Genomic DNA, 19,310 nt, shown 5'->3' with positions numbered 1-19,310 from the left:
GCGGCTGCAAGACCTACTTCCAGCGAACGAGTTCGACGTCGATGCTGTTCGTGCCGTCGCCCAGCGTAAGCGTGTTTTCCTGGATGGTGGCCTGCAGCTGCATGCTGCGCTGGGCGAGCGCGGCCAGCGCCTGCGAGGCCTCGGTCGGCACGCGGTAGACCTTCAGGTTCTGCGGCCGGGTGAGCTTGTTCTCGATGCCGCGCCACCAGATCTCGGCCGCGTGGTTGAAGCAGTAGACGATCACCTCGTCCGCCTTGCCGCAGGCCTTGAGAACCGGCTTGTCCTCGGGCTGGCCGACCTCGATCCAGATCTTGATCTGGCCCGTGAAGTCGCGCAGCCACACATCGGGCTCCTCGACGTTCGAGAGGCCCGCGCCGAAAGCGAGCGTGCCGTCGCCGTTGCACACGTCCTGCAGCTGGTGCGCGTTGAGCGCGAGCGCGACGAGGCGGATCATCATCCGCTCGTCGGTTTCGCTCGGGTGGCGCGCCAGGGTCAGCGCATGGTCGGCGTAATAGCCGTGGTCGATGTCGGCCACCGCGAGGGTGGCCTTGAAGATGGTGGATTTGAGGGCCATGGGTGCGCGAGTGTATGCCCGCGCTGCATGAGCTTCAGAACGCCACCGACGCCTGCAGGTACGCCGTGCGCGGCTGGCCCACGTACTTGCCGCCGTTGTTGTCGATCGAGCGGTTGTAGTAGCGGCGGTCGAACAGGTTCTTGATGCCGACGGCCAGCTTCAGGTTGCTCATCGACGGACCGAAGTCGTATGCGGCGCGCAGGTTCATCGTGGCGTAGCCCGGGATGTTGCCGAGCCGGCCGGTCGAGTCTTCCAGCGTGACGTACTTCGCGCTGTCGTCCGGCGAGCCCGGCGAGCGCTGCTTCGATTGCGCGTAGATGTCGGCATTCAGCGTCCACGGGCCGCGCTCGTAGCGCGCGCCCAGCGTCAACACCTGGCGCGAGTAGAACGGCAGGTCGCGGCCGGCGAAGTTGCCGGCCTTGGAGGTGGCCTGCGTGTACGTGTAGGTGCCCGACACCGACAGGCCCCTGAGCGCGGCGCTCATCTCACCCAGGTCGTAGCGCAGCGCCGACTCCAGCCCGCGATGCCGCGTGGCGCCCAGGTCGGTCCATTGGCCGGTGTCGCCGGTGATCGAGCGCGCGAGCTGCAGCTCCTTGTCGAAGTTGATGTTGAACAGCGTCAGCTCGCCGCTCCAGGCCTCGCCCTTGTAGTGCGTGCCGATTTCGTAGGTCTTGGCTTTTTCGGGGTGCAGGCCGGTGGTGGACTGCGCGAGCTGCGCGTACTGCTGCGGTCCGAACGAAACGCCCGCATTCGCGAACAGCGACCAGCGCTCGCTCATGCGGTAGAGCACGGACAGCGTCGGCAGCACCTCGTTGGAATCGATCTTCGGATAGATCGCGTTGGTGATGCGATTGTTCGCCACGGTGAAGACATCGTTGTGCGAGCGCATCGATTCGTAGCGCACGCCGGGCGTGACCGTCCAGTTGCCGAAGTCGATGCGGTCGTCGATGTAGAACGCGTGCGCGACCGTGCCGCCCTTGCTGGTCTGGTAGGGCGCCTGCGTGCGGCTGTAGGCATTCTCGAACGGCGAAGGCGTGTAGTAGCCGGTGCGCGCCGCCACCTCGGAGGCTTCTTCCCTGAGGTAGCGGAAGCCCACGCTGACTTCCTGCACCACGCTGCCCGAATCGAACAGGCGCGAATAGCGCGGCTCGACGGCGAAGGTCTTGTAGTTGCGCGGCGCGGTGGTCAGGCGGCGCCTCTTGGCGTTGGCGCCGGTGCCTTCCTGCTCCAGGTAGCTGCTGCGGAACGAGTCGGTGTAGTAGCCCAGCATCTCGAACTTGTTCACGCCGTCGTTGTGCGTGTACTTGACCGAGCCGTCGGTGCGGCGGCCGGTGAATTCGTCGAAGCGCCGGTCCGACTGGAACGGGTTCGCCGCGAACTGCGCGGTGGTCAGCCCGCCCGGCATGCGGCCCGTGCCCTCGAAGTGATGCAGCGACACCGCGATGTCGTCGGTGCCCGAGATGCGGTAGGCGCCCTTGAGCATCAGGTCGTCGATGCCGACGTGGTCGTTGCCCTGGCGAAAGCCATCGCCGTGCGTGCCCGAGTACAGCAACGCGAGGCCGAGGCCCTTGTCGTTGGTGCCGCCGACGAACAGGCTGGGCGTGGTTTTGGTGCCGCCGCCGTGGCCGGCGCTCTCGATGCCCACGCCCACCTCGCCCGAGAACTGCTTGGGGATCGCGCGCGTCACGAAGTTGATGATGCCGCCCACGTTCTGGGGGCCATAGCGCACCGAGCCCGCGCCGCGCACCACGTCCACCGTCTCGATGCTGCCGATCGACAGCGGCGCAAGGGAGAGCTGCGGCTGGCCGTAGGGCGCATAGGCCAGCGGCACGCCGTCCAGCAAGATGGTCGAGCGCGGCGACAGCCGCGAGGTGAGACCGCGCACGCCCACGTTGAGCGAGATGTCGCTGCCGCCCGTGCCGCTGCTCTCCTGCACCTGCACGCCCGGAACCTGGCGCAGCACGTCGCGCACGCTCGACGAGCCGCTTTCCTGGATCTGCCTGCGCTCGACGATGCTGCGCGCGCCTGCGTGCTCCAGCACCTTGGTTTCGTTGGGGCTTGCGAGCCAGTCACCCGTGACGGTGATGGTCTCCAGCGAATTCGACGGGGCGGCCGCAGGCTCGGCGTCGGCTGCGAAGCTCTGAAGGCTCAGGGGTAACAAGGCCATCGCAATGGCGGTGCGTTTGTGCGGGAACAAGGGGAACTCCTCCGAAAAAAAACTGAAAACCGTGCGCAGGACGTGGGGGCTTTTTCTTCTTCAGTACGTCGTGCGGTCGGCAAGCGCGCCGCGCCGGGCGGCGGCCGCGGCCATGGCGCGCCGGCGCCACCAGAGCCAGACGCCGCTGAAACCCAGGCCGGCGAGCGCGAGGCCGAGCAGCGCGGTGACGATCTGGTGGGCCACCCCGCCCAGTTCGCCCGTGTGCAGCGGAAAGATCACCGCCACCGCGCCGTTGCCGGCGTCCAGGTCTTGCCACTTGCGCGCGGCCAGCACCTCGCCGCTCATCGGGTTGAGCCACACGGAACTGATGCCGTTGGGGTGCGGGTCGTCGGGCAGCCGGAAACGCACGCGGATCGGCCGGTCCGCCTTGCCGGGCACCAGCACATAGCCGATCGGCTGGCCGGGATGCACCTGCTGCGCGCGCGCAACGAGTTCGTCCAGCGGCAGGCGCGGGCCGATCGCCCCGCCCTTGGGGATCGACGGCGGTTTGACCGGGTGTTGTCCCATGGCGGCGGAGATGAAGTCTCCCAACGGCCGCCACGCCATGTAGGCGCCCGTGGCCACCGACACCGCGATCAGCAGGCCGAGCACCGCGCCGCCCGTGCGGTGCAGGTCGAAGAGGCCGCGCAGCAATCCGCGGTTCAGCACGATGCGCAGCGACGGCGGCCAGCGCACCGGCCACCACAGCACCAATCCCGTCACCAGCAGGAACAGGTAGGCCAGCGCCACGAAAGCCAGGATGCTCTTGCCGGTGCTGCCCAGCAGCAGGCTGTTGTGAATCTTGTAGGCCAGGTTGTAGAAGCCTTCTTCGGCGCCGCGCCGGCCCTGCTCGGCGCCGGTGCCCGGGTCGAGGTAGAGCGTGCCTTCCCACTTGCCGCGCACCAGCACCCAGAGCGTTTCGTCGGCGTGGTGCGGCGGGCGCAGCGTGAAGTTGGTGTCGGGGCCGAACTCGGCGGTGATGCGAAGGCGCAGCGCCTCGAGCGGCAATGCGGCCGCGGCCGCGATGGCATCACCCGCGCTGCGCGCGACGAAGAAGTCGGAATGAACCTGGCGGTCGATCGGCTTGGCCACCACCAGCACCGCGCCGAGCAGCGCCGTGAGGGCCAGCACCGGCCCGAGGGTGAGGCCGACCCAGCGATGGATCTTCAGCCAGAGACGTCGCAACGGAGCGCGCAGCATGAATCACGGGGACTTCGGAGAGTCCCGTCATGGTTGTCGGCTGGCACGCCCGTGAGAGGACGCGTTGGCTGGGAAGTCGGGGTTTGTGTGCGAGTCCGGCCCACCGCTCGCGGCGGTGGGTGGATCGATGCACGAGAGCCTCAGATTCTAGTGGCGAGCTCGGCGGCCTTGCCGACGTAGCTGGCCGGCGTCATGGCCAGCAGGCGGGCTTTTTCCTCATCAGGAATGGCCAGTGAACGGATCAGCCCGTGCAGCGCTTCGGCCGTGACGGTCTTGCCGCGCGTCACTTCCTTCAACTGCTCGTAGGCGCCCTGCACGCCGTAGCGGCGCATCACGGTCTGGATCGGCTCGGCCAGCACTTCCCACGAAGCGTCGAGGTCTTCGGCCAGCGCTTCCTCGTTGAGTTCGAGCTTGCCCAGGCCCGTGGCCAGGCTCGCATAGGCCAGCGTGGCGTAGCCGAAGGCCACGCCGATGTTGCGCAGCACCGTGCTGTCGGTCAGGTCGCGCTGCCAGCGGCTGATGGGGAGCTTCTCGCTCAGGTGGCGCAGCACCGCGTTGGCCAGGCCCAGGTTGCCTTCGGCGTTCTCGAAGTCGATCGGGTTGACCTTGTGCGGCATCGTCGAGGAGCCGATCTCGCCTTTCTTCAGGCGCTGCTTGAAGTAGCCCAGGCTCACGTAGCCCCAGATGTCGCGCGAGAAGTCGATGAGGATGGTGTTGGCGCGGGCCACCGCGTCGAACAGCTCCGCCATGTAGTCGTGCGGCTCGATCTGGATGCTGTACGGCTGGAAGCTCAGGCCCAGGCCCAGCGGCGCGGGCGTCTCGATGACCTTGCGGCTGAAGGCTTCCCAGTCGAAGTCGGGCCAGGCGGCCAGGTGGGCGTTGTAGTTGCCGACCGCGCCGTTCATCTTGCCCAGCAGCTGCACCGCGGCGATCTGTGCGCGCGCTTTCGACAGGCGCACCGCCACATTGGCGATTTCCTTGCCCACGGTGGTGGGGCTGGCGGTCTGGCCGTGCGTGCGCGAGAGCATCGACACGCCGGCGAACTGGTGCGCCATTTCGCGCAGCTTGGCGATCAGGCCGTCGATGGCCGGGAGCACCACCTTTTCGCGCGCGGCCTGGATCTGCAGGGCGTGGCTGGTGTTGTTGATGTCTTCGCTGGTGCAGGCGAAATGCACGAACTCGGCGGCGGCGAGCAGCTCGGGACGGGCTTCGAACTTGGACTTGATCCAGTATTCGACCGCCTTCACGTCGTGGTTGGTGGTTTTTTCGATTTCCTTGATGGCCAGCGCGTCGGCTTCGGAGAAATGCGACACCAGGCCCAGCAGGTACTTGCGGGCACCGCCCGTCAGCGGCCTGAACTCGGCGAAGCCGCAGTCGGACAGCGCAATGAACCACGCCACCTCGACCTGCACGCGACGGTGCATGTAGCCCTGTTCGCTCATCAGCGGGCGCAAGGCCGCGAGTTTGGCCGCGTAGCGACCGTCAAGGGGGGAGAGGGCGGAGACGGTGGAAAAGCTCATGCCCGAATTTTAGGCGGCCGCCGATCCGTGGGGCCGTTCCTACAGATTGGGGTGTATCCGGACGGCCGGTTCGCCCCTTCACCTAAAATGGCTGTGAACTAATGTCATCAAGAAGCAACGGGAGAGAGTCTTCATGAAACTGATCGGATCCGCCGCCAGCCCCTATGTGCGCAAGGTGCGCGTGGTGCTGGCCGAAAAGCGGCTCGATTACCAGTTCGTGATCGAAGACGTCTGGTCCGCGGACACCACCATCTCCAATTCCAATCCGCTGGGCAAGGTGCCCTGCCTGATCATGGAAGGCGGCGAGGCGATGTTCGACTCCCGCGTGATCGTGGAATATCTGGACACGCTGTCTCCGGTAGGAAAGCTCATTCCGCAACAAGGCCGCGAGCGCGCCGAGGTCAAGACCTGGGAAGCGCTGGCCGACGGCGTCATGGACGCCGGCGTGCTCTGGCGGCTGGAAGCCACCTGGTCCGGCCGCAACGACCACGAGCGCAGCACCAGCTGGGTCGAACGCCAGCGCACGAAGGTCATCGACGGCGTGGCCGCCATGTCCAAGGGACTGGGCGACAAGCCCTTCTGCAGCGGCATCCACCTGAGCCTGTCGGACATCGCGGTGGGCTGCACGCTGGGCTGGCTGAACCTGCGCTTTCCCGATATCGACTGGCGCGGCGACCACAGCAATCTCGCCAAGCTGTATGACAAGCTCATGCTTCGCCCCAGCTTCATCGACACACAACCTTGACTCTCCCCCAGGCTGCGCGCACTTCGTGTCGCTTCGCCAACCCCCTCGCCGGGGGCGACACCGGTGGCCCGGCGAAGCCGGTTCCACGGTGTCCCTCGAAGAAGCCCCTTCGTTTCAAAGCCCCGTGAACCGGGCCACAGCCGGAAAGTAGAGCCGGTACGGCAGCAGCCGCATCAGCTTCATCCAGAAGGTGAAGCGGCGCGGAAAGTGGATCTCGAAGGCGCCCCGTCGCCAGCCCTCGAGCATCGCCTCGGCGGCCTGCGCCGGCGTGATCAGCGCCGGCATCGCAAAGTCGTTCTGCGCCGTGAGCGCGGTCGCCACGAAGCCCGGCTGGATCACGCTCACGCCGATGCCGCGCGCATGCAGGTCGATGTAGAGCACCTCGGCCAGGTTGGTGAGCGCGGCCTTGGTTGGGCCGTAGGCCAGGCTCTTGGGCAGCCCGCGAAAACCGGCCACGCTGGCCGTGAGCGACACATGGCCCGCGCCGCGCGCCACGAACCCGGGCAGCACCGCGGCCAGCACATGGAGCGCGCCCACATAGTTGACCTGCTGGTGCGCGAGCATTTCGTCGAGCGCGAACGCGTCGGCGCGCAGCACGTTGTAGGTGGCCGCATTGAAGAGCACGAGGTCGACGCTGCCGGCCGTCGCCTGCAGGCGCGCATGGGCGGCGGCCACGGCGGCGGCATCGCACACGTCCAGCGGCAGCACGATCACGCGCGGGGGCGAGCCGGCATCGTTGTGCAGCGCCGCCAGTTCTTCGAGCGCCTCGGCGTTGCGGGACGACACCGCCACCCGCGCCCCGCGCTCGAGCAACGCCAGCGCCGTGGCGCGGCCGATGCCCGAGGAGGCGCCGACGATCCATGCCGTCCTGCCCTGCCAATCGGCCAGCGGCGGATTGAAAGGCTTCATCGCGCGGTCGGCCGGATCACCAGCACCCACAGCGCCGCACCCGCGAACACCTTGAGCACGCACGGCAGCAGGCAGTAGGCGAGCGACAAGGCCTGCAGCGCGGAAGCGTCGCGCGCGCCGGGCGTGTAGCCGGCGAGCCCGAGCAGCGGCAGGGCCAGGCCGGCGGCCAGCGCGAGGTTGAGTTTGGTCGCGAAATTCCACCAGCCGAAGTACGCGCCGGCATGCGGCTGGTCGCCGGCCTCGGCAATGAGTCCGGCCAGCAAGGCGCCCGGCAGCACGAGGTCCGAGCCGATCGCGAAACCCGACAGCGCGCACACCACCAGGAACGGCACCGCATCGCCCGCGCCCAGCGCACCGGCCCAGGCGAACACCGCCACCGACATGCACATGCCGCCGAACCAGCTGCGCGCCAGGCCCCAGCGCCGCACGATGCGCAGCCACACGGGAATCGACGCCGCAGCCACCACGAAATACAGGCCGAGGAACGCGGGCTCCATGGCGGCCGGCGCGCGCAGCCGGTCCTGCACGAAGAACAGCACCAGCGTGGCCGGCACCGCGCTCGCGATGCCGTTGAGCACGAACACCGCGAGTAGCCGGCGAAACGCCGGGCGGCGCAGCGGCAGCCGCAGGTCGACCGCCGCATGCGGCGCGGCGCCCAGCACCGGTCGTGGCGCCCGCGTCCAGAAGGCCCAGCCCAGCACCAGCAACACGCCGAACATGCCCACCGTCGCAGGCAGGCCCGCGAGCGACGGCATCACCGACGCGAGCACCACGCCGACCAGCCCCATGCCTTCGCGCCAGCCCACGATGCGGCCGCGCTGCACGGCATCGCCGCCCAGCATCGCGCCCCACGACTGGTGCGCGATGCTCAGCATGCTGTAGCCCGCGTAGGTCAGCGCGAGCAGCACCGCGGCCACCACGAGCAGCAGGCCGTGGCGCGCCGGATCGACCAGCAGCTGCGGAAAGAACAAAAGGCCGAAGCCCAGCAGCAGCACGCCTGCCGCCACCGCACCGAAGCCCAGCACCGTTTGCGGCGAGCGCGCGTGAAGCCGGTCGCTGAGCCGCCCGAGCAGCGGGTCGATCAGCGCATCGAGCAACCGCGCGCCCAGCAGCACCGCGCCCAGCGTGGCCAGCGGCACGCCGAAATCGCGTGCGTAGTGGTTGGGCAGCAGCACGTACAGCGGCAGCGCGACAAACGCCAGCGGCAGCCCGAGCAGGCCGTAGCGCAAACCGTCCAGAGGTCCGAAGGTCGACACGAGAGGCCGTGCCGTCTCTAGCGCTTGCGCAGCGTGTACTGAACCACGTCGATGTTCGCCTGCGAGAACGCCGCCTCGCAGTAGGCGAGGTAGAACTCCCAGATGCGCATGAAGCGCTCGTCGAAGCCCAGCTGCAGGATCTGGCCGCGCTGCGCCAGGAAGCGCTCGCGCCAGCGGCGCAGCGTCTCGGCGTAGTCGGCGCCGAAGGCGAATTCGTCCACCACCTCCAGCCCGGCGGCTTCGGCCTCTCGGCGGAATTCGCGCGGGCAGGGCAGGCAGCCGCCCGGAAAGATGTATTGCTGGATGAAGTCGGTCGAGTCGATGTAACGGTCGAAGAGCTGGTCGTCGATCACGATGCTCTGCACGCAGGCGCGGCCGCCCGGCTTGAGCAGCCGGCTCACGCTCTGGAAGTAGGTCGGCCAGTATTCGCGGCCCACGGCTTCCACCATCTCGATGGAGCAGATGGCGTCGAAGGGTGCGTCGTCGATGTCCCGGTAGTCCTGCAGGCGCAGGTCGGCCGCAAGGCCCGCGGTGCGCTGCCGGGCGAAGGCGAGCTGCTCGGTGGAAAGCGTCACGCCGGTGACCGAGGCGCCGAAGTCGAAGGCGGCCATCTCGGCCAGCGCGCCCCAGCCGCAGCCGATTTCGAGCACGCGGTCGCCGGGCTTCACCTGGGCCAGCTGAAGCGCGCGCCGCACCTTGGCGCGCTGCGCGTCGGGCATCGGCTTGTCCAGGTCGCCCTCGAACCAGGCCGACGAGTAGTTCATGGTCTCGTCGAGCCAGAGCTTGTAGAACGCATTGCCCAGGTCGTAGTGCGCGTGGATGTTGCGTGAGCTGCCGGCCTTGCTGTTGCGGTGCATCAGGTGGCGCACGCGGTACACGAGGCGGCCGAACCAGCTGCCGTAGACCACGTCTTCGATGGCACGCCGGTTGGCGATGAACACCTTGATCAGTTCGACCAGGTTCGGCGTGGTCCAGTCGCCCGCGATGTAGCTCTCGGCAAAGCCGATGTCGCCCGACTTCAGCGCGGCCTTGCAGACCTCCCAGTTGCGCAGCGTGAGCGAGGCGGTGAGGGGGCTGCTGCCGGGCGCCGCGCCGAAGTGGCGCACCGAATCGTCGGGCAGCCGCACGGTGAGCGAGCCGTGCGCCAGGCGCTGCAGCAGGCCGAGCACGGTGCGCGCGGCGCCGGGCGCGTCCTGCGGCAGCGAAAAGCCGGAAGCCGGGGAGGCGGTGGTGGTCGGGGTCATGGGTTCGCCTGCTGCTGCGGGGTGTCGCTGGACACGAAATGAAGGGGCGGCGCCGGCTTGGCGACGAAGGGAACGCGCTTGAACCAGAGCCTGGCGGCCTGCCAGTGGATGCGCGCGATGAGCCCGAAGGTCATGGCGGGGTAGCGCCAGAGCGCGCGCCGGACGCTTGCGGCGTTCATCGGGCCGAGTTCGCCGCCGACGCTGGTCTGCAGCAGCGGGCCGTCGGCGTCGTCGTGGTCGATGCGCACCACGGTGTGCGCGAATTCGCCGTCCACGAAGAAGCGGAAGCGGTAGCCGCCGCTGACTTCGCAGAACGGCGAGACGTGGAAGGCCTTGGTCGCCCTGAGCTCCGCGCCGTAGGTCGGGCGGTCCAGCAGATAGCAGTGGCGCTCGCCGAAGGTGTTGTTGACCTCGACCACGATCGCGCGCAGCGCGCCGCCGGCCGTGTGGCAGTACCAGAAGCTCACCGGCTTGAAGGTGTAGCCGAACACGCGCGGATAGCAGTGCAGCCAGGCTTCGCCGTCGGCATCGTGGATCTGGTGGGCGGCCAGCAACCCGTCGAGCCAAGCCAGCGCGCCGCCCTGTTCGGGCGTGCGTCCGTCGCCGTGGTCGATGTCGTGGAAGGACAGCGCCGCCCGGCGGTTGAGCGCGAGCACGCCGCTGCCGTGAGTGCGCAAGGCGCGCATCGGCAGCATCAGGAAATAGGTCGGGTAGACGAAGGCGTTGCGCGCCGGACGCAGGCGGGTGTGCCGGACTTCGCCGAAGCCCATCAGCGGCAGCGCCTGCGCCCCGTTCATGCCAGCGCCCTCGCCATCGCGTCGAGCGGTGCGTCCTGCGCGGCCATGTGCGCCCGCAGGCCCTCGGCCGCCACCAGGCCGGCCTTGAGCCCGTCTTCATGGAAGCCGTAGCCCATCCAGGCACCCGCGAACCAGGTGTTGCGCTGGCCTTGCAGGGCAGGAACTTCGGCCTGCGCGCGGATCGCGGCAAGGTCGAGCACCGGGTGGTCGTAGTCGTATTCGGCCATGACCTGACTACGCTGGATCTCACCGACCGGATTCAACGAAACGATCACCGGTTGCTCCCAGGGCAGCGGCTGCAGCTTGTTGAGCAGGTAGTGCAGGCAGACCCGGCCCGACTCCCGCTCGTCGGCGGCCGCGCGCTGGTAGTTCCAGGCGGCCCAGGCGGCGCGGCGTTGCGGCAGCACCGAGGCGTCGGTGTGCAGCACGGCATGGTTCGCCTGGTAGCGGATCGCGCCCAGCGTGGCGGCCTCGGCGGGGCTGGGGTCGGCCAGCAGGGCGAGCGAGCGGTCGGAATGGGTGGCCAGGATCGCGTGGTCGAAGCGCTCGGTGCCGGCATCGGTGGCGACGAGCACGCCGTTGCCGGCGCGGGTGATGCGGCGAACGGGGGTGCGCAGGCGCGTGTCGGCCAGGCCCGCGACGATCTTCTCGACGTAATGGCGCGAACCGCCGCGCACGGTGCGCCACTGCGGCCGGTTGGCGATCTGGATCAGGCCGTGGTTGTGGCAGAAGCGGATCATGGTGGCGACCGGGAACGCCAGCATCTGCGTGGTCGAGCAGCTCCAGATGCAACCCATCATCGGCAGGAAGTACCAGTCGCGGAAGGCGGTGCCGAAGCGATGGGTGTCCAGAAAGTCGCCGAGCGGCTGGGCCAGTTCGCCTTCGGTGCCAGCTTTTGCGATGCGGGTGGTCAGGCGGTTGAAGCGCAGCAGGTCGCCCAGCATGCCCAGGAAGCGCGGATCGACCAGGTTGCGCCGCTGGGCGAAGACGGTGCCCAGGTTGTTGCCGCTCCATTCCAGCCGCTCACCGCTGTCGCGCGTGGCCTGGACCGAGAACGACATCTCGGACAACGCCGTCTCGACGCCGAGTTCCGCGAACAGGCGGATCAGATTGGGGTAGGTGCGGTCGTTGTAGACCAGGAAGCCGGTGTCCACGCCGTGCGCAACCGGGGTTCGGTCGGCGGCGGAGCGGGGAAGCTCGATCGTTGCCGTGTGGGCGTGGCCGCCGAAGTAGTCACTGGCTTCGAAGAGGGTGACGGCGGCCGCATCGCGCAGCGAATGCGCGGCGGCCAGTCCCGAGATGCCGGCACCGATGACGGCGACGCGGAGGGGCTGCGTCATCGCGAGCCCCCGTTCCGGCCAGAATATAAAAATGCTGCGAGGCGCCCCGACGCGAAGGAGGGAGGGAGGGAGGAGGAGAAGAATCGCCTCGGGATTTCAACCGGACGGCAGGCGCCCGGAAGACCTCGCAACATGAAAACCTGTGGGTTTTTGCCACCCACGCAAGTTAGGAGCGCAGTGCCCGCAGCACGGTTCCCGCTGAGTTGGTAAGCGTTTGTGAAGTTCGGTTCACGAGAATTTGGACGCATCGGTAAATAATATTACCGATTCGTCTTTCTGTGAACTGATCAGTCTTAATTTGTTGCCAGCTGCTTTTCGATGACGCTCACGAAGCCGTTTTCGTCCGGCGCCGTCATGCTCGACCAGGCCTGCACGACCTTGCCGTCGCGGCCGATCAGGTACTTGTAGAAATTCCACTTGGGCGTGGTGCCGGAAGCCTGGGCAAGCTGCTTGAAGAGCGGATTGGCGTCCGTGCCGCGCACCGACGACTTGGCGAACATCGGAAACTTCACCCCGAAGGTGCTTTCGCAGAAGTCCGCAATTTCCTTGTTGGAGCCCGATTCCTGGGAGAAGTCGTTGGACGGGAAGCCCAGTATCACCAGCCCGCGCGCGCGGTACTTCAGGTCCAGCGCCTCCAGGCCCTTGTACTGCGGGGTAAAGCCGCAAAAGCTCGCCGTGTTGACCACCAGAAGCACCTTGCCGGAGTACTGGCACAAGTTCTGGGGCTTTTCATCCTGCAGCCGGGGGAAGCTGTGTTGCAGGATGGCCGGGCATCCGGGGGCGGCTGCCGGCGCGGGCGCGGCGGGCGTCGTTTGAGCGCTTGCGGGGAGCGCGACAAACAGGCTCGCCCCGAGGGAAACAGCCGTCAGGCAGCGCAAGAGCGGCGACAATAAGAAAAGGGTTCGCATGGCGGGCTCCTGGTTCAAAAAAGGGGGGTGTGCATCCGTGCCGCAACGACGCACGTATTCGCATCATCGCGCGTCTGTCATGGGCGCGCCAAACGGGCTGACTAAAATCAGTCGCCTAAGAAAGACTTTGATGCTCTATCCGGAACTCTTCAGACAACTCGAATCCGTCCGCTGGGACATGGACAAGGACATTCCCTGGCAGTCGTTCGACGCCTCCTTGCTGACGGAAGAGCAGGCCCAGACCATCAAGATGAATGCCATCACCGAGTGGGCGGCGCTGCCGGCCACCGAGATGTTCCTGCGCGACAACCGCCACGACAGCGATTTTTCCGCTTTCATGTCGATCTGGTTCTTCGAGGAGCAAAAGCACTCGCTGGTGCTGATGGAATACCTCAAGCGCTTCAGCCCCAAGCACGCCCCCACCGAAGCAGAGCTGCACGAAGTGCGCTTCGACTTCGACCCGGCCCCCCCGCTCGAAACCCTCATGCTGCATTTCTGCGGCGAGATCCGCCTGAACCACTGGTACCGCCGCGCCGCCCAGTGGCACACCGAGCCGGTCATCAAGCACATCTACACCACGCTGAGCCAGGACGAAGCCCGCCACGGCGGCGCCTACCTGCGCTACATGAAGCGTGCGCTCGAGAAGTTCGGCGACGAGGCGCGTGCCGCTTTCACCAAGGTCGGCGTCCTCATGGCCAGCGCGCGCCGCACGGCCCAGGCGCTGCACCCGACCAACCTGCACGTCAACAAGTCGCTGTTCCCCAACGACACCATCCAGAGCCGCATGCCCGACCCCGACTGGCTGGAGCACTGGCTCGACAAGCAGATCAAGTTCGACGCCGTCTGGGAAACCAAGGTCGGCGAGCGCATCCTGCACAACCTGAGCCTCCTGATGAACCGCAGCTTCAAGACCGTGCAGGAGCTCAACCGCTACCGCAAGGAAGTCAGCGCCACGCTGGGGCCCAAGCCCGAATACCAGGGCGCCTGACCCCCCGGCACGCAAACAAGCCAGCAAAATCGCCCCGCACGCCGGGGCGATTTTTTTGGGGCGCCCGGTGTCACAACCCGCGGGCGCCAAACGTCTAATCGGGCATGGACGACGACCCGACCCTCACCTTCGACAGCCATCGCCGCCGCTTGCAGGGCATCGCCTACCGCATGCTCGGCTCCGTCGCCGAGGCCGAAGAGGTGGTGCAGGACGCCTGGCTGCGCTGGCATGAGGCCGACAAGGCCAGCTTCGACAGCGCCGAAGCCTGGCTGGTGACCGTCGTCACCCGCCTGTCGATCGACCGGCTGCGGGCCGCCAAGGTCCAGCGCGAGCACTACATCGGCGCCTGGATGCCCGAGCCCACGCTGACCGAGCCGCCCGGCACGCCCGAAGAGCTGCTCGAGCGTTCCGACAATATTTCCGTCGCTTTTCTTGCCGTGCTGGAGCGCCTCGCCCCCGAGGCGCGCGCCGCCTTCCTGATGCGCGAGGTATTCGACGCCGACTACGGCGAAGTGGCCCTCACCCTCGGCAAGAGCGAAGCCGCCTGCCGCCAGCTGGTGCATCGCGCCAGGGCGCAGGTGCAGGACGCCCGCCCGCGCTACCAGGTGTCGCGCGAAACCCACCAGCGCCTGCTGCGCGCCTTTGCCGGCGCGGCCGCGCGCGGCAGCCTCCAGGACCTGAAGGCGCTGATGTCCGAAGAGGTCGAGCTCATCGGCGACGGCGGCGGCAAGGTCCAGAGTTTCAGCAAGGTGCTGCGCGGCAGCCAGCGCCTGGCGCAGCTGTACTTTTCGCTTTGGCGCCGCATGGGCGCTTCGGTGCGCATGGAGCTGGCGGAGATCAACGGCGAGCCGGGGCTGCTGCGCTTCATCGACGGCGAACTCGAATCGGCGCAGACCTTCGAGATCGAGGACGAGCGCATCGTGCGCATCCGCGTGCAGCGCAACCCCGACAAGCTCGCGCGCATCGCGCAGCTTTTTCAGGCCAGATAGTTCGCTCGCGCTGTCACAGGACCGGTGGCTGGCCCGTCTTCAGTGGGTAGGAAGCAGATTTTTCAACCCACACCCTGGAGCAATTTCATGAACACCGCCGCCCGCCTGAACTGGTTCAAGCTCGTCCCCAAGTCCTTCGACGCCATGCTGGCCGTCAGCGGCAGCATCGAGTCGAGCACGCTCGGCAAGGTGCTGCTCGACCTGGTCTTCACACGCGTCTCGCAGATCAACGGTTGCGCCTACTGCCTGGACATGCACGTGCGCGACCTGCGCCGGCAGGGCGAGGGATGGCAGCGCATCAACAGCGTGCCCGCATGGCGCGAAGTGAGCTTCTTCAACGAGCGCGAACGCGCGGCGCTGGGCTGGGCGGAATCGCTCACACGGCTGGCCGACAGCCACGACGAGCGCGATGCGGAGTTCGCCGCGCTGAAGGCGCAGTTCAGCGACCTCGAGATCGCCGAACTCACGGTGGCGATCGCGCAGATCAACACCTGGAACCGCCTCAACGTCGCCATGCGCGTGCCGGTCGCGGCCAAGGCGCTGGACTGAGCTTGTTCTTCAGCGGCGCTCGACCACCATCGGCGCGATGCGCAGGCTCTCGCGCAACTGCGCGACGGCCTCGCCGGCCGCGTTGCGGGAGGGGAACGGCCCGGCCTGCAGGCGGTGCGTGCCGGCCTCGCTGAACACGCGCAATTGCGGCGCGAGCGAAGGCAGGCCGCGCGCCGCCTGGCTCAGCAGGCTCTCCGCACCGTCGCGTTCGCGGAAGGCGCCCAACTGCACCCAGAAACCCGCCGCCGCGGCGGAAGAAGACGGTGCGCCCGCCGAGGAAGCCGTGGGTGGTGAGGAAGGCGAAGTCGCGGCGGGTGCCGGCGCCGCAAGCGGGGTCATGGGCGCGAGGTCCGTCACCACCATGGCCTGCCGGGGTGGCGGCGCCTCCGGCTCCGAAGCCGTTGAAGCTGCCTGCGCCGCAGGCGCCGCGGCCGCCATCGGCGTTTGCGGCACCACAGGCATTGTCGAAGCCTCCGGGGCGTTCATCGCCACCGGCGCCACCCAGGCCGAAGGCACCGGCACCGAGCCTGCCGGCATGCGTTGCGGCGAGGGATCCCGCCAAGGCGCCGGCGAGGCGGCGGCATAGGCCGTGCCCGAATCCCGTCGCCATGCCCCCGTGCGGATGTCCTCGTTCGTGATCCGCTCGATCTCCACCGGCGCCACGCCGCGCAGCAGATCGAGCTTGAGCGCCGCCGTGTAGCTCAGGTCGATGACGCGGCCGTCCACGAACGGCCCACGATCGTTCACCCGCACGATCACCTCGCGCCCGTTGGCCGGATTGCGCACCCGCACGTAGCTGGGCAGCGGCAGCGTCTTGTGCGCGGCCGTCATCGCATACATGTCGTAGGGCTCGCCGCTCGCGGTCGATGCCGCGTGGAACTTGCGCCCGTACCAGGAGGCAATGCCCGATTCGCGGAACGGCCGGTCGTCGGTGATCGGCTGGTAGCCACGGCCCAGCACCGTGTAGGGCTTGCTGGTGCCGCCGCTGCTGCGGATCGGCTCGATGCGGGGCTCGGCGTCGGGCACGCGGTCCAGGTCGGACGGGATGTTCGTGCCGGGACCGTCGCGGCCGCTGGCTACGCCGCCGCTTCCTCCGCGTGGCCCGCTCGCACAGCCGGCCAGAAGGACCGCAGCCGCGACTGCGCACACCGCCATTGCTTCCCGATACTGGCCACGCCAGAAACACCGCGGAACCGGCTTTGCCGGGCCGCCGGTGTTGCCCCCGGTGAGGGGGTTGGCGAAGCGACACGAAGTGCGCGAAGCCTGGGGGTGAGTCAGATCATCCAAATACGGCCTTCCACAGCGCGAGCATCGCGTCGCGCTCGGGCGCCAATGCGGGTGGCGTGACCTGCGTCGGCTCCTCGTTCAGCCGCGCGCGATGCTGCACGCGACGCAGTTCCCGGTAGGCCCGCGCCGCGCTGCGCCCCACGCCTTCAGGCAGCAGCCCGGCCAGCTCGGCGCGCAACAGCAGCGCGATGTTGCCCACGTTGGGCAACAGCTCGGGATGCGCGCCCGACGACGACAGCACCAGAAACTGCACCGCGAACTCGGCATCGACCATGCCGCCCGGGCTGTGCTTCACATCGAAGCGGTCGGCCTTCACCGGCCGCGCGCCGCGCAGCTTGTTGCGCATTGCGATGATCTCGGCCTTGAGCGCTTCGCGGTCGCGCGGCGCCACCAGCACCGCCTCGCGCACCTGGTCGAAGCGTGCGCCCAGTTCGGCGCCGTGGTCTTCGCTGCCCAGCACGAAGCGCGCACGCGTCATGGCCTGGTGCTCCCAGGTCCACGCGGTGTTGCTGCCGCGGCCGAGCTGGTATTTTTCGTAGGCCTGGAAGCTGGTGGTGAGCAGGCCCGAGTTGCCGTTGGGCCGCAGGGCCGTGTCGATCTCGAAGAGGTCGCCCTCGCGTGTCTTCACCGTGAGCCAGTTGATCAGCTTGCGCACGTAGGCCGCATAGACCTCCCCGGCGCGCTCGTCGTCGTCGTCGTAGACGAACACGATGTCCAGGTCGCTGCCGTAGCCCAGCTCCTTGCCGCCCAGCTTGCCGTAGCTGATGATCGCGAACTGCGCCACCTCGCGGTGCCGGTTGCGCACATGCGGCCAGCACCAGCGGGCGGTCACGCGCAGCGTGGCATCGGCCAGCGCGCTCAGATCGTCGGCCACCTGCTCGACGGTGATGCGGCCGTCCACGTCGCGCGCCAGCGTGCGGAAGACCTCGGCGTGATGGGCGTGGCGCAGCAGGTTCAGCAAGCGCTCTTCGTCGGCCTCGCCGGTGCGGGTGAGCGAGGCGTGCCGCGCTTCCAGTTCGCGCTCGAACTCGGCGGCCACGAAGCGGCTCGACAGCATCTCGTCGCTTGCGAGCTCGTCGATCACGCCCGGGTGCTGCATCAGGTAGCGCGCGGGCCACTTGGCGGCGCCCAGGAGGCGCAGCAGGCGCTCCTGCACGGCCGGCCGTTCGACCAGCAGCGCCAGGTAGCTCTCGCGGCGCATCAGCGGCTCGATCCAGTCGGCCCAGCGCATGGCGGCGTCCACATGGCGCGGCGTTTGTCCCGCGCCGTCGCCGTCGGGCTCCTTCAGCCATTGGCCTGTGCGCTGCACCAGCTGGCGCAGCCGCATCCGCGTGTCTTCGCGCAGGGCGAGCACGCGCGGCGTTTCGCACCAGTTGCGGATGCGGTCCGCAAAAACGGGCGGCAGGTCGTCCAGCAGATCGACCAGTTCGGCCGGCGCGGCGGCGGCCTTCTTGCCGTTGCACTTGCCGGTGCAGGGCTTCTCGCCGCCCAGCAGCTTGTCGAACTCCTGCGCGACGAACTCGCGGTGGGTGTCCAGCTGCGCGAGAAAGGCGCAGCAGTCGGGGTGGCCCATGGTCTGGGCGATCCAGCGCAGGTCGTCGTCGGCCACCGGCAGCACGTGGGTCTGCTGGTCGTCCAGGTACTGGATGCGGTGTTCCACGCGGCGCAGGAACTCGTACGCCAGGGCCAGCGCGTCGGCGGTTTCCTGCGGCATCAGGTTGGCGCGCGCCAGGCGTTGCAACGCATCGAGCGTGGGCCGCGTGCGCAGCTCGGGAAACTGGCCGCCCCGCACCACCTGCAGGAGCTGCACGGTGAATTCGATTTCGCGGATGCCGCCGCGCGAGAGCTTGACGTCGTTCGCGCGCTCGGGCCGCCCGGCGCTTCGGCGCGCCGACTGCTCGCGGATCTGCCGGTGGAGCACGCGCAGCGCATCGAACACGCTGTAGTCCAGGTAGCGGCGGAACACGAAGGGCAGCACCGCGCCGCGCAGGCCATGGGCCTGGCCCGCCAGCACCACGTCGCGCGGCGCCACCACCCGGCTCTTCATCCAGGCAAATCGCTCCCACTCGCGGCCCTGCACCTGGAAATACTCTTCGAGCGCATCGAGCGAGACCACGCTGGGCCCCGAGTTGCCGTTGGGCCGCAGGGCCAGGTCGACGCGAAAGACGAAGCCGTGCTCGGTGGTGTCGCCCACCAGCGCATAGATGCGCTTCACGGCGCGCGAGAAGTACTCCTGGTTGGCGAGCCGGCCGCGCCCTTCGGCGTCGCCCCGGGTCTCGCCGTCCACGTCGTACAGGTAGATGAGGTCGATGTCGCTGGACACGTTGAGCTCGCGTGCGCCCAGCTTGCCCATACCGACCACCCAGAGCTGCGCGCGCTGCCCCTCGGGCCCGAGCGGCGCGCCGTGCACCGCATCGAGTTCGCGGCAGGCGTCGGCGCAGGCGACGTCCAGGGCAAATTCGGCCAGTTCTGTGACCGTGGTGGTCACCACGGCAAGGGGCGCCTGTTGGTCGCAATCGAGCGTGACCAGCCGCTCCATCACCAGCTGCCGGACAATGCGCAGCGCGTCGCCCACCGCATCGCCGCGCTGGCGCAACGCCTCGAAAGCTGCGGCCATCGATTCGCGCCTCGGCTCGCCCGGGGCAAGCAATTCAAGCTCGGCCGCATACCTGCGCCGCAGCCGCTGGACGAAACGGGAGTAGGAAGAGGACGCGACCTGCGCGTTCTGCGTCGATGTGGCTGGCAACTGGTTCACACTGCTATCGGTTTCCGTGGAACCCCTCTGAATGCTGACGGTCATAATTCCC

Annotated in this window: 16 protein-coding genes; 4 read left to right on the top strand and 12 right to left on the bottom strand. The window is 68.1% G+C overall.

Annotated elements, in window-relative coordinates; genetic code table 11:
- Positions 1–13: 13 nt before the first annotated feature.
- The 4 genes from ABIC90_RS04220 to purB all read right to left on the bottom strand — a co-directional run bounded on the left by ABIC90_RS04220 (position 14) and on the right by purB (position 5,491).
- Entirely contained in the window at positions 14–574 is a 561-nt protein-coding gene (locus tag ABIC90_RS04220; protein WP_354352791.1) for a YaeQ family protein, read from the bottom strand.
- Between the two features lie 34 nt (positions 575–608).
- A complete protein-coding gene (locus ABIC90_RS04215) occupies positions 609–2,741 on the bottom strand; it encodes a TonB-dependent receptor family protein (RefSeq protein ID WP_354353132.1) in 2,133 nt (710 codons plus the stop codon).
- A 90-nt stretch (positions 2,742–2,831) separates the two neighbouring features.
- Positions 2,832–3,971, bottom strand: a complete 1,140-nt coding sequence (locus ABIC90_RS04210; protein ID WP_354352790.1) for a PepSY-associated TM helix domain-containing protein — start codon at positions 3,969–3,971, stop codon at positions 2,832–2,834.
- A 140-nt stretch (positions 3,972–4,111) separates the two neighbouring features.
- A complete protein-coding gene (gene purB / locus ABIC90_RS04205; RefSeq protein ID WP_354352789.1) occupies positions 4,112–5,491 on the bottom strand; it encodes an adenylosuccinate lyase in 1,380 nt (459 codons plus the stop codon).
- Positions 5,492–5,624: 133 nt separating this feature from the next.
- Here purB and ABIC90_RS04200 point away from each other — a divergent pair, with 133 nt between their 5' ends.
- Positions 5,625–6,236, top strand: coding sequence for a glutathione S-transferase N-terminal domain-containing protein (locus ABIC90_RS04200; protein WP_354352788.1), 612 nt, complete (start codon positions 5,625–5,627; stop codon positions 6,234–6,236).
- Positions 6,237–6,350: 114 nt separating this feature from the next.
- On the opposite strand, the gene ABIC90_RS04195 is transcribed toward ABIC90_RS04200, so the two are convergent.
- The 6 genes from ABIC90_RS04195 to ABIC90_RS04170 all read right to left on the bottom strand — a co-directional run bounded on the left by ABIC90_RS04195 (position 6,351) and on the right by ABIC90_RS04170 (position 12,690).
- Complete coding sequence (locus ABIC90_RS04195) at positions 6,351–7,145, bottom strand: SDR family NAD(P)-dependent oxidoreductase (protein ID WP_354352787.1); 795 nt, start codon at positions 7,143–7,145, stop codon at positions 6,351–6,353.
- Positions 7,142–8,401 carry an MFS transporter gene (locus ABIC90_RS04190; protein ID WP_354352786.1) on the bottom strand — a complete coding sequence of 420 codons (1,260 nt, stop codon included), beginning with the start codon at positions 8,399–8,401 and terminating at the stop codon, positions 7,142–7,144. Before ABIC90_RS04190 ends, ABIC90_RS04195 begins: the two co-directional genes overlap by 4 nt.
- A gap of 17 nt (positions 8,402–8,418) precedes the next feature.
- Positions 8,419–9,645 (bottom strand): cyclopropane-fatty-acyl-phospholipid synthase family protein, encoded by a 1,227-nt coding sequence (locus tag ABIC90_RS04185; protein WP_354352785.1) that lies wholly within the window; start codon positions 9,643–9,645, stop codon positions 8,419–8,421.
- Positions 9,642–10,442 carry a DUF1365 domain-containing protein gene (locus tag ABIC90_RS04180; RefSeq protein WP_354352784.1) on the bottom strand — a complete coding sequence of 267 codons (801 nt, stop codon included), beginning with the start codon at positions 10,440–10,442 and terminating at the stop codon, positions 9,642–9,644. The genes ABIC90_RS04185 and ABIC90_RS04180 overlap by 4 nt, the downstream gene beginning before the upstream one ends.
- On the bottom strand, positions 10,439–11,782 hold the full coding sequence (locus ABIC90_RS04175) for an NAD(P)/FAD-dependent oxidoreductase (protein ID WP_354352783.1): 1,344 nt from the start codon (positions 11,780–11,782) through the stop codon (positions 10,439–10,441). The genes ABIC90_RS04180 and ABIC90_RS04175 overlap by 4 nt, the downstream gene beginning before the upstream one ends.
- A 293-nt stretch (positions 11,783–12,075) precedes the next feature.
- Entirely contained in the window at positions 12,076–12,690 is a 615-nt protein-coding gene (locus ABIC90_RS04170) for a glutathione peroxidase (protein WP_354353131.1), read from the bottom strand.
- 130 nt (positions 12,691–12,820) lie between these two features.
- Between ABIC90_RS04170 and ABIC90_RS04165 the strand changes: the two genes are divergently transcribed.
- The 3 genes from ABIC90_RS04165 (at position 12,821) to ABIC90_RS04155 (ending at position 15,216) form a co-directional block, all read left to right on the top strand.
- Positions 12,821–13,678 carry a ferritin-like domain-containing protein gene (locus ABIC90_RS04165; RefSeq protein ID WP_354352782.1) on the top strand — a complete coding sequence of 286 codons (858 nt, stop codon included), beginning with the start codon at positions 12,821–12,823 and terminating at the stop codon, positions 13,676–13,678.
- A 104-nt stretch (positions 13,679–13,782) separates the two neighbouring features.
- On the top strand, positions 13,783–14,667 hold the full coding sequence (locus tag ABIC90_RS04160) for an RNA polymerase sigma-70 factor (protein ID WP_354352781.1): 885 nt from the start codon (positions 13,783–13,785) through the stop codon (positions 14,665–14,667).
- 87 nt (positions 14,668–14,754) lie between these two features.
- Positions 14,755–15,216 carry a carboxymuconolactone decarboxylase family protein gene (locus ABIC90_RS04155; protein ID WP_354352780.1) on the top strand — a complete coding sequence of 154 codons (462 nt, stop codon included), beginning with the start codon at positions 14,755–14,757 and terminating at the stop codon, positions 15,214–15,216.
- A 9-nt stretch (positions 15,217–15,225) separates the two neighbouring features.
- Here ABIC90_RS04155 and ABIC90_RS04150 read toward each other — a convergent pair whose 3' ends face one another.
- Positions 15,226–16,371 (bottom strand): septal ring lytic transglycosylase RlpA family protein, encoded by a 1,146-nt coding sequence (locus tag ABIC90_RS04150; RefSeq protein ID WP_354352779.1) that lies wholly within the window; start codon positions 16,369–16,371, stop codon positions 15,226–15,228.
- A gap of 124 nt (positions 16,372–16,495) precedes the next feature.
- Positions 16,496–19,303: a bifunctional [glutamate--ammonia ligase]-adenylyl-L-tyrosine phosphorylase/[glutamate--ammonia-ligase] adenylyltransferase gene (gene glnE, locus ABIC90_RS04145; RefSeq protein WP_354352778.1), complete on the bottom strand. Its 2,808-nt coding sequence runs from the start codon at positions 19,301–19,303 to the stop codon at positions 16,496–16,498.
- Positions 19,304–19,310 lie beyond the last annotated feature (7 nt).

This window comes from Variovorax boronicumulans, from assembly GCF_040544675.1.
In the GTDB taxonomy this organism is placed as follows: domain Bacteria; phylum Pseudomonadota; class Gammaproteobacteria; order Burkholderiales; family Burkholderiaceae_C; genus Variovorax; species Variovorax boronicumulans_D.
This window is presented reverse-complemented; position numbering and strand designations above follow the sequence as displayed.

Excerpts from the sequence above, each read along its gene's own strand:
- ABIC90_RS04220 (WP_354352791.1), bottom strand. The coding sequence starts at position 574 with ATGGCCCTCAAATCCACCATCTTCAAGGCCACCCTCGCGGTGGCCGAC.
- ABIC90_RS04215 (WP_354353132.1), bottom strand. The coding sequence starts at position 2,741 with ATGGCCTTGTTACCCCTGAGCCTTCAGAGCTTCGCAGCCGACGCCGAG.
- ABIC90_RS04210 (WP_354352790.1), bottom strand. The coding sequence starts at position 3,971 with ATGCTGCGCGCTCCGTTGCGACGTCTCTGGCTGAAGATCCATCGCTGG.
- purB (WP_354352789.1), bottom strand. The coding sequence starts at position 5,491 with ATGAGCTTTTCCACCGTCTCCGCCCTCTCCCCCCTTGACGGTCGCTAC.
- ABIC90_RS04200 (WP_354352788.1), top strand. The coding sequence starts at position 5,625 with ATGAAACTGATCGGATCCGCCGCCAGCCCCTATGTGCGCAAGGTGCGC.
- ABIC90_RS04195 (WP_354352787.1), bottom strand. The coding sequence starts at position 7,145 with ATGAAGCCTTTCAATCCGCCGCTGGCCGATTGGCAGGGCAGGACGGCA.
- ABIC90_RS04185 (WP_354352785.1), bottom strand. The coding sequence starts at position 9,645 with ATGACCCCGACCACCACCGCCTCCCCGGCTTCCGGCTTTTCGCTGCCG.
- ABIC90_RS04180 (WP_354352784.1), bottom strand. The coding sequence starts at position 10,442 with ATGAACGGGGCGCAGGCGCTGCCGCTGATGGGCTTCGGCGAAGTCCGG.
- ABIC90_RS04175 (WP_354352783.1), bottom strand. The coding sequence starts at position 11,782 with ATGACGCAGCCCCTCCGCGTCGCCGTCATCGGTGCCGGCATCTCGGGA.
- ABIC90_RS04170 (WP_354353131.1), bottom strand. The coding sequence starts at position 12,690 with ATGCGAACCCTTTTCTTATTGTCGCCGCTCTTGCGCTGCCTGACGGCT.
- ABIC90_RS04165 (WP_354352782.1), top strand. The coding sequence starts at position 12,821 with ATGCTCTATCCGGAACTCTTCAGACAACTCGAATCCGTCCGCTGGGAC.
- ABIC90_RS04160 (WP_354352781.1), top strand. The coding sequence starts at position 13,783 with ATGGACGACGACCCGACCCTCACCTTCGACAGCCATCGCCGCCGCTTG.
- ABIC90_RS04155 (WP_354352780.1), top strand. The coding sequence starts at position 14,755 with ATGAACACCGCCGCCCGCCTGAACTGGTTCAAGCTCGTCCCCAAGTCC.
- ABIC90_RS04150 (WP_354352779.1), bottom strand. The coding sequence starts at position 16,371 with ATGGCGGTGTGCGCAGTCGCGGCTGCGGTCCTTCTGGCCGGCTGTGCG.
- glnE (WP_354352778.1), bottom strand. The coding sequence starts at position 19,303 with ATGACCGTCAGCATTCAGAGGGGTTCCACGGAAACCGATAGCAGTGTG.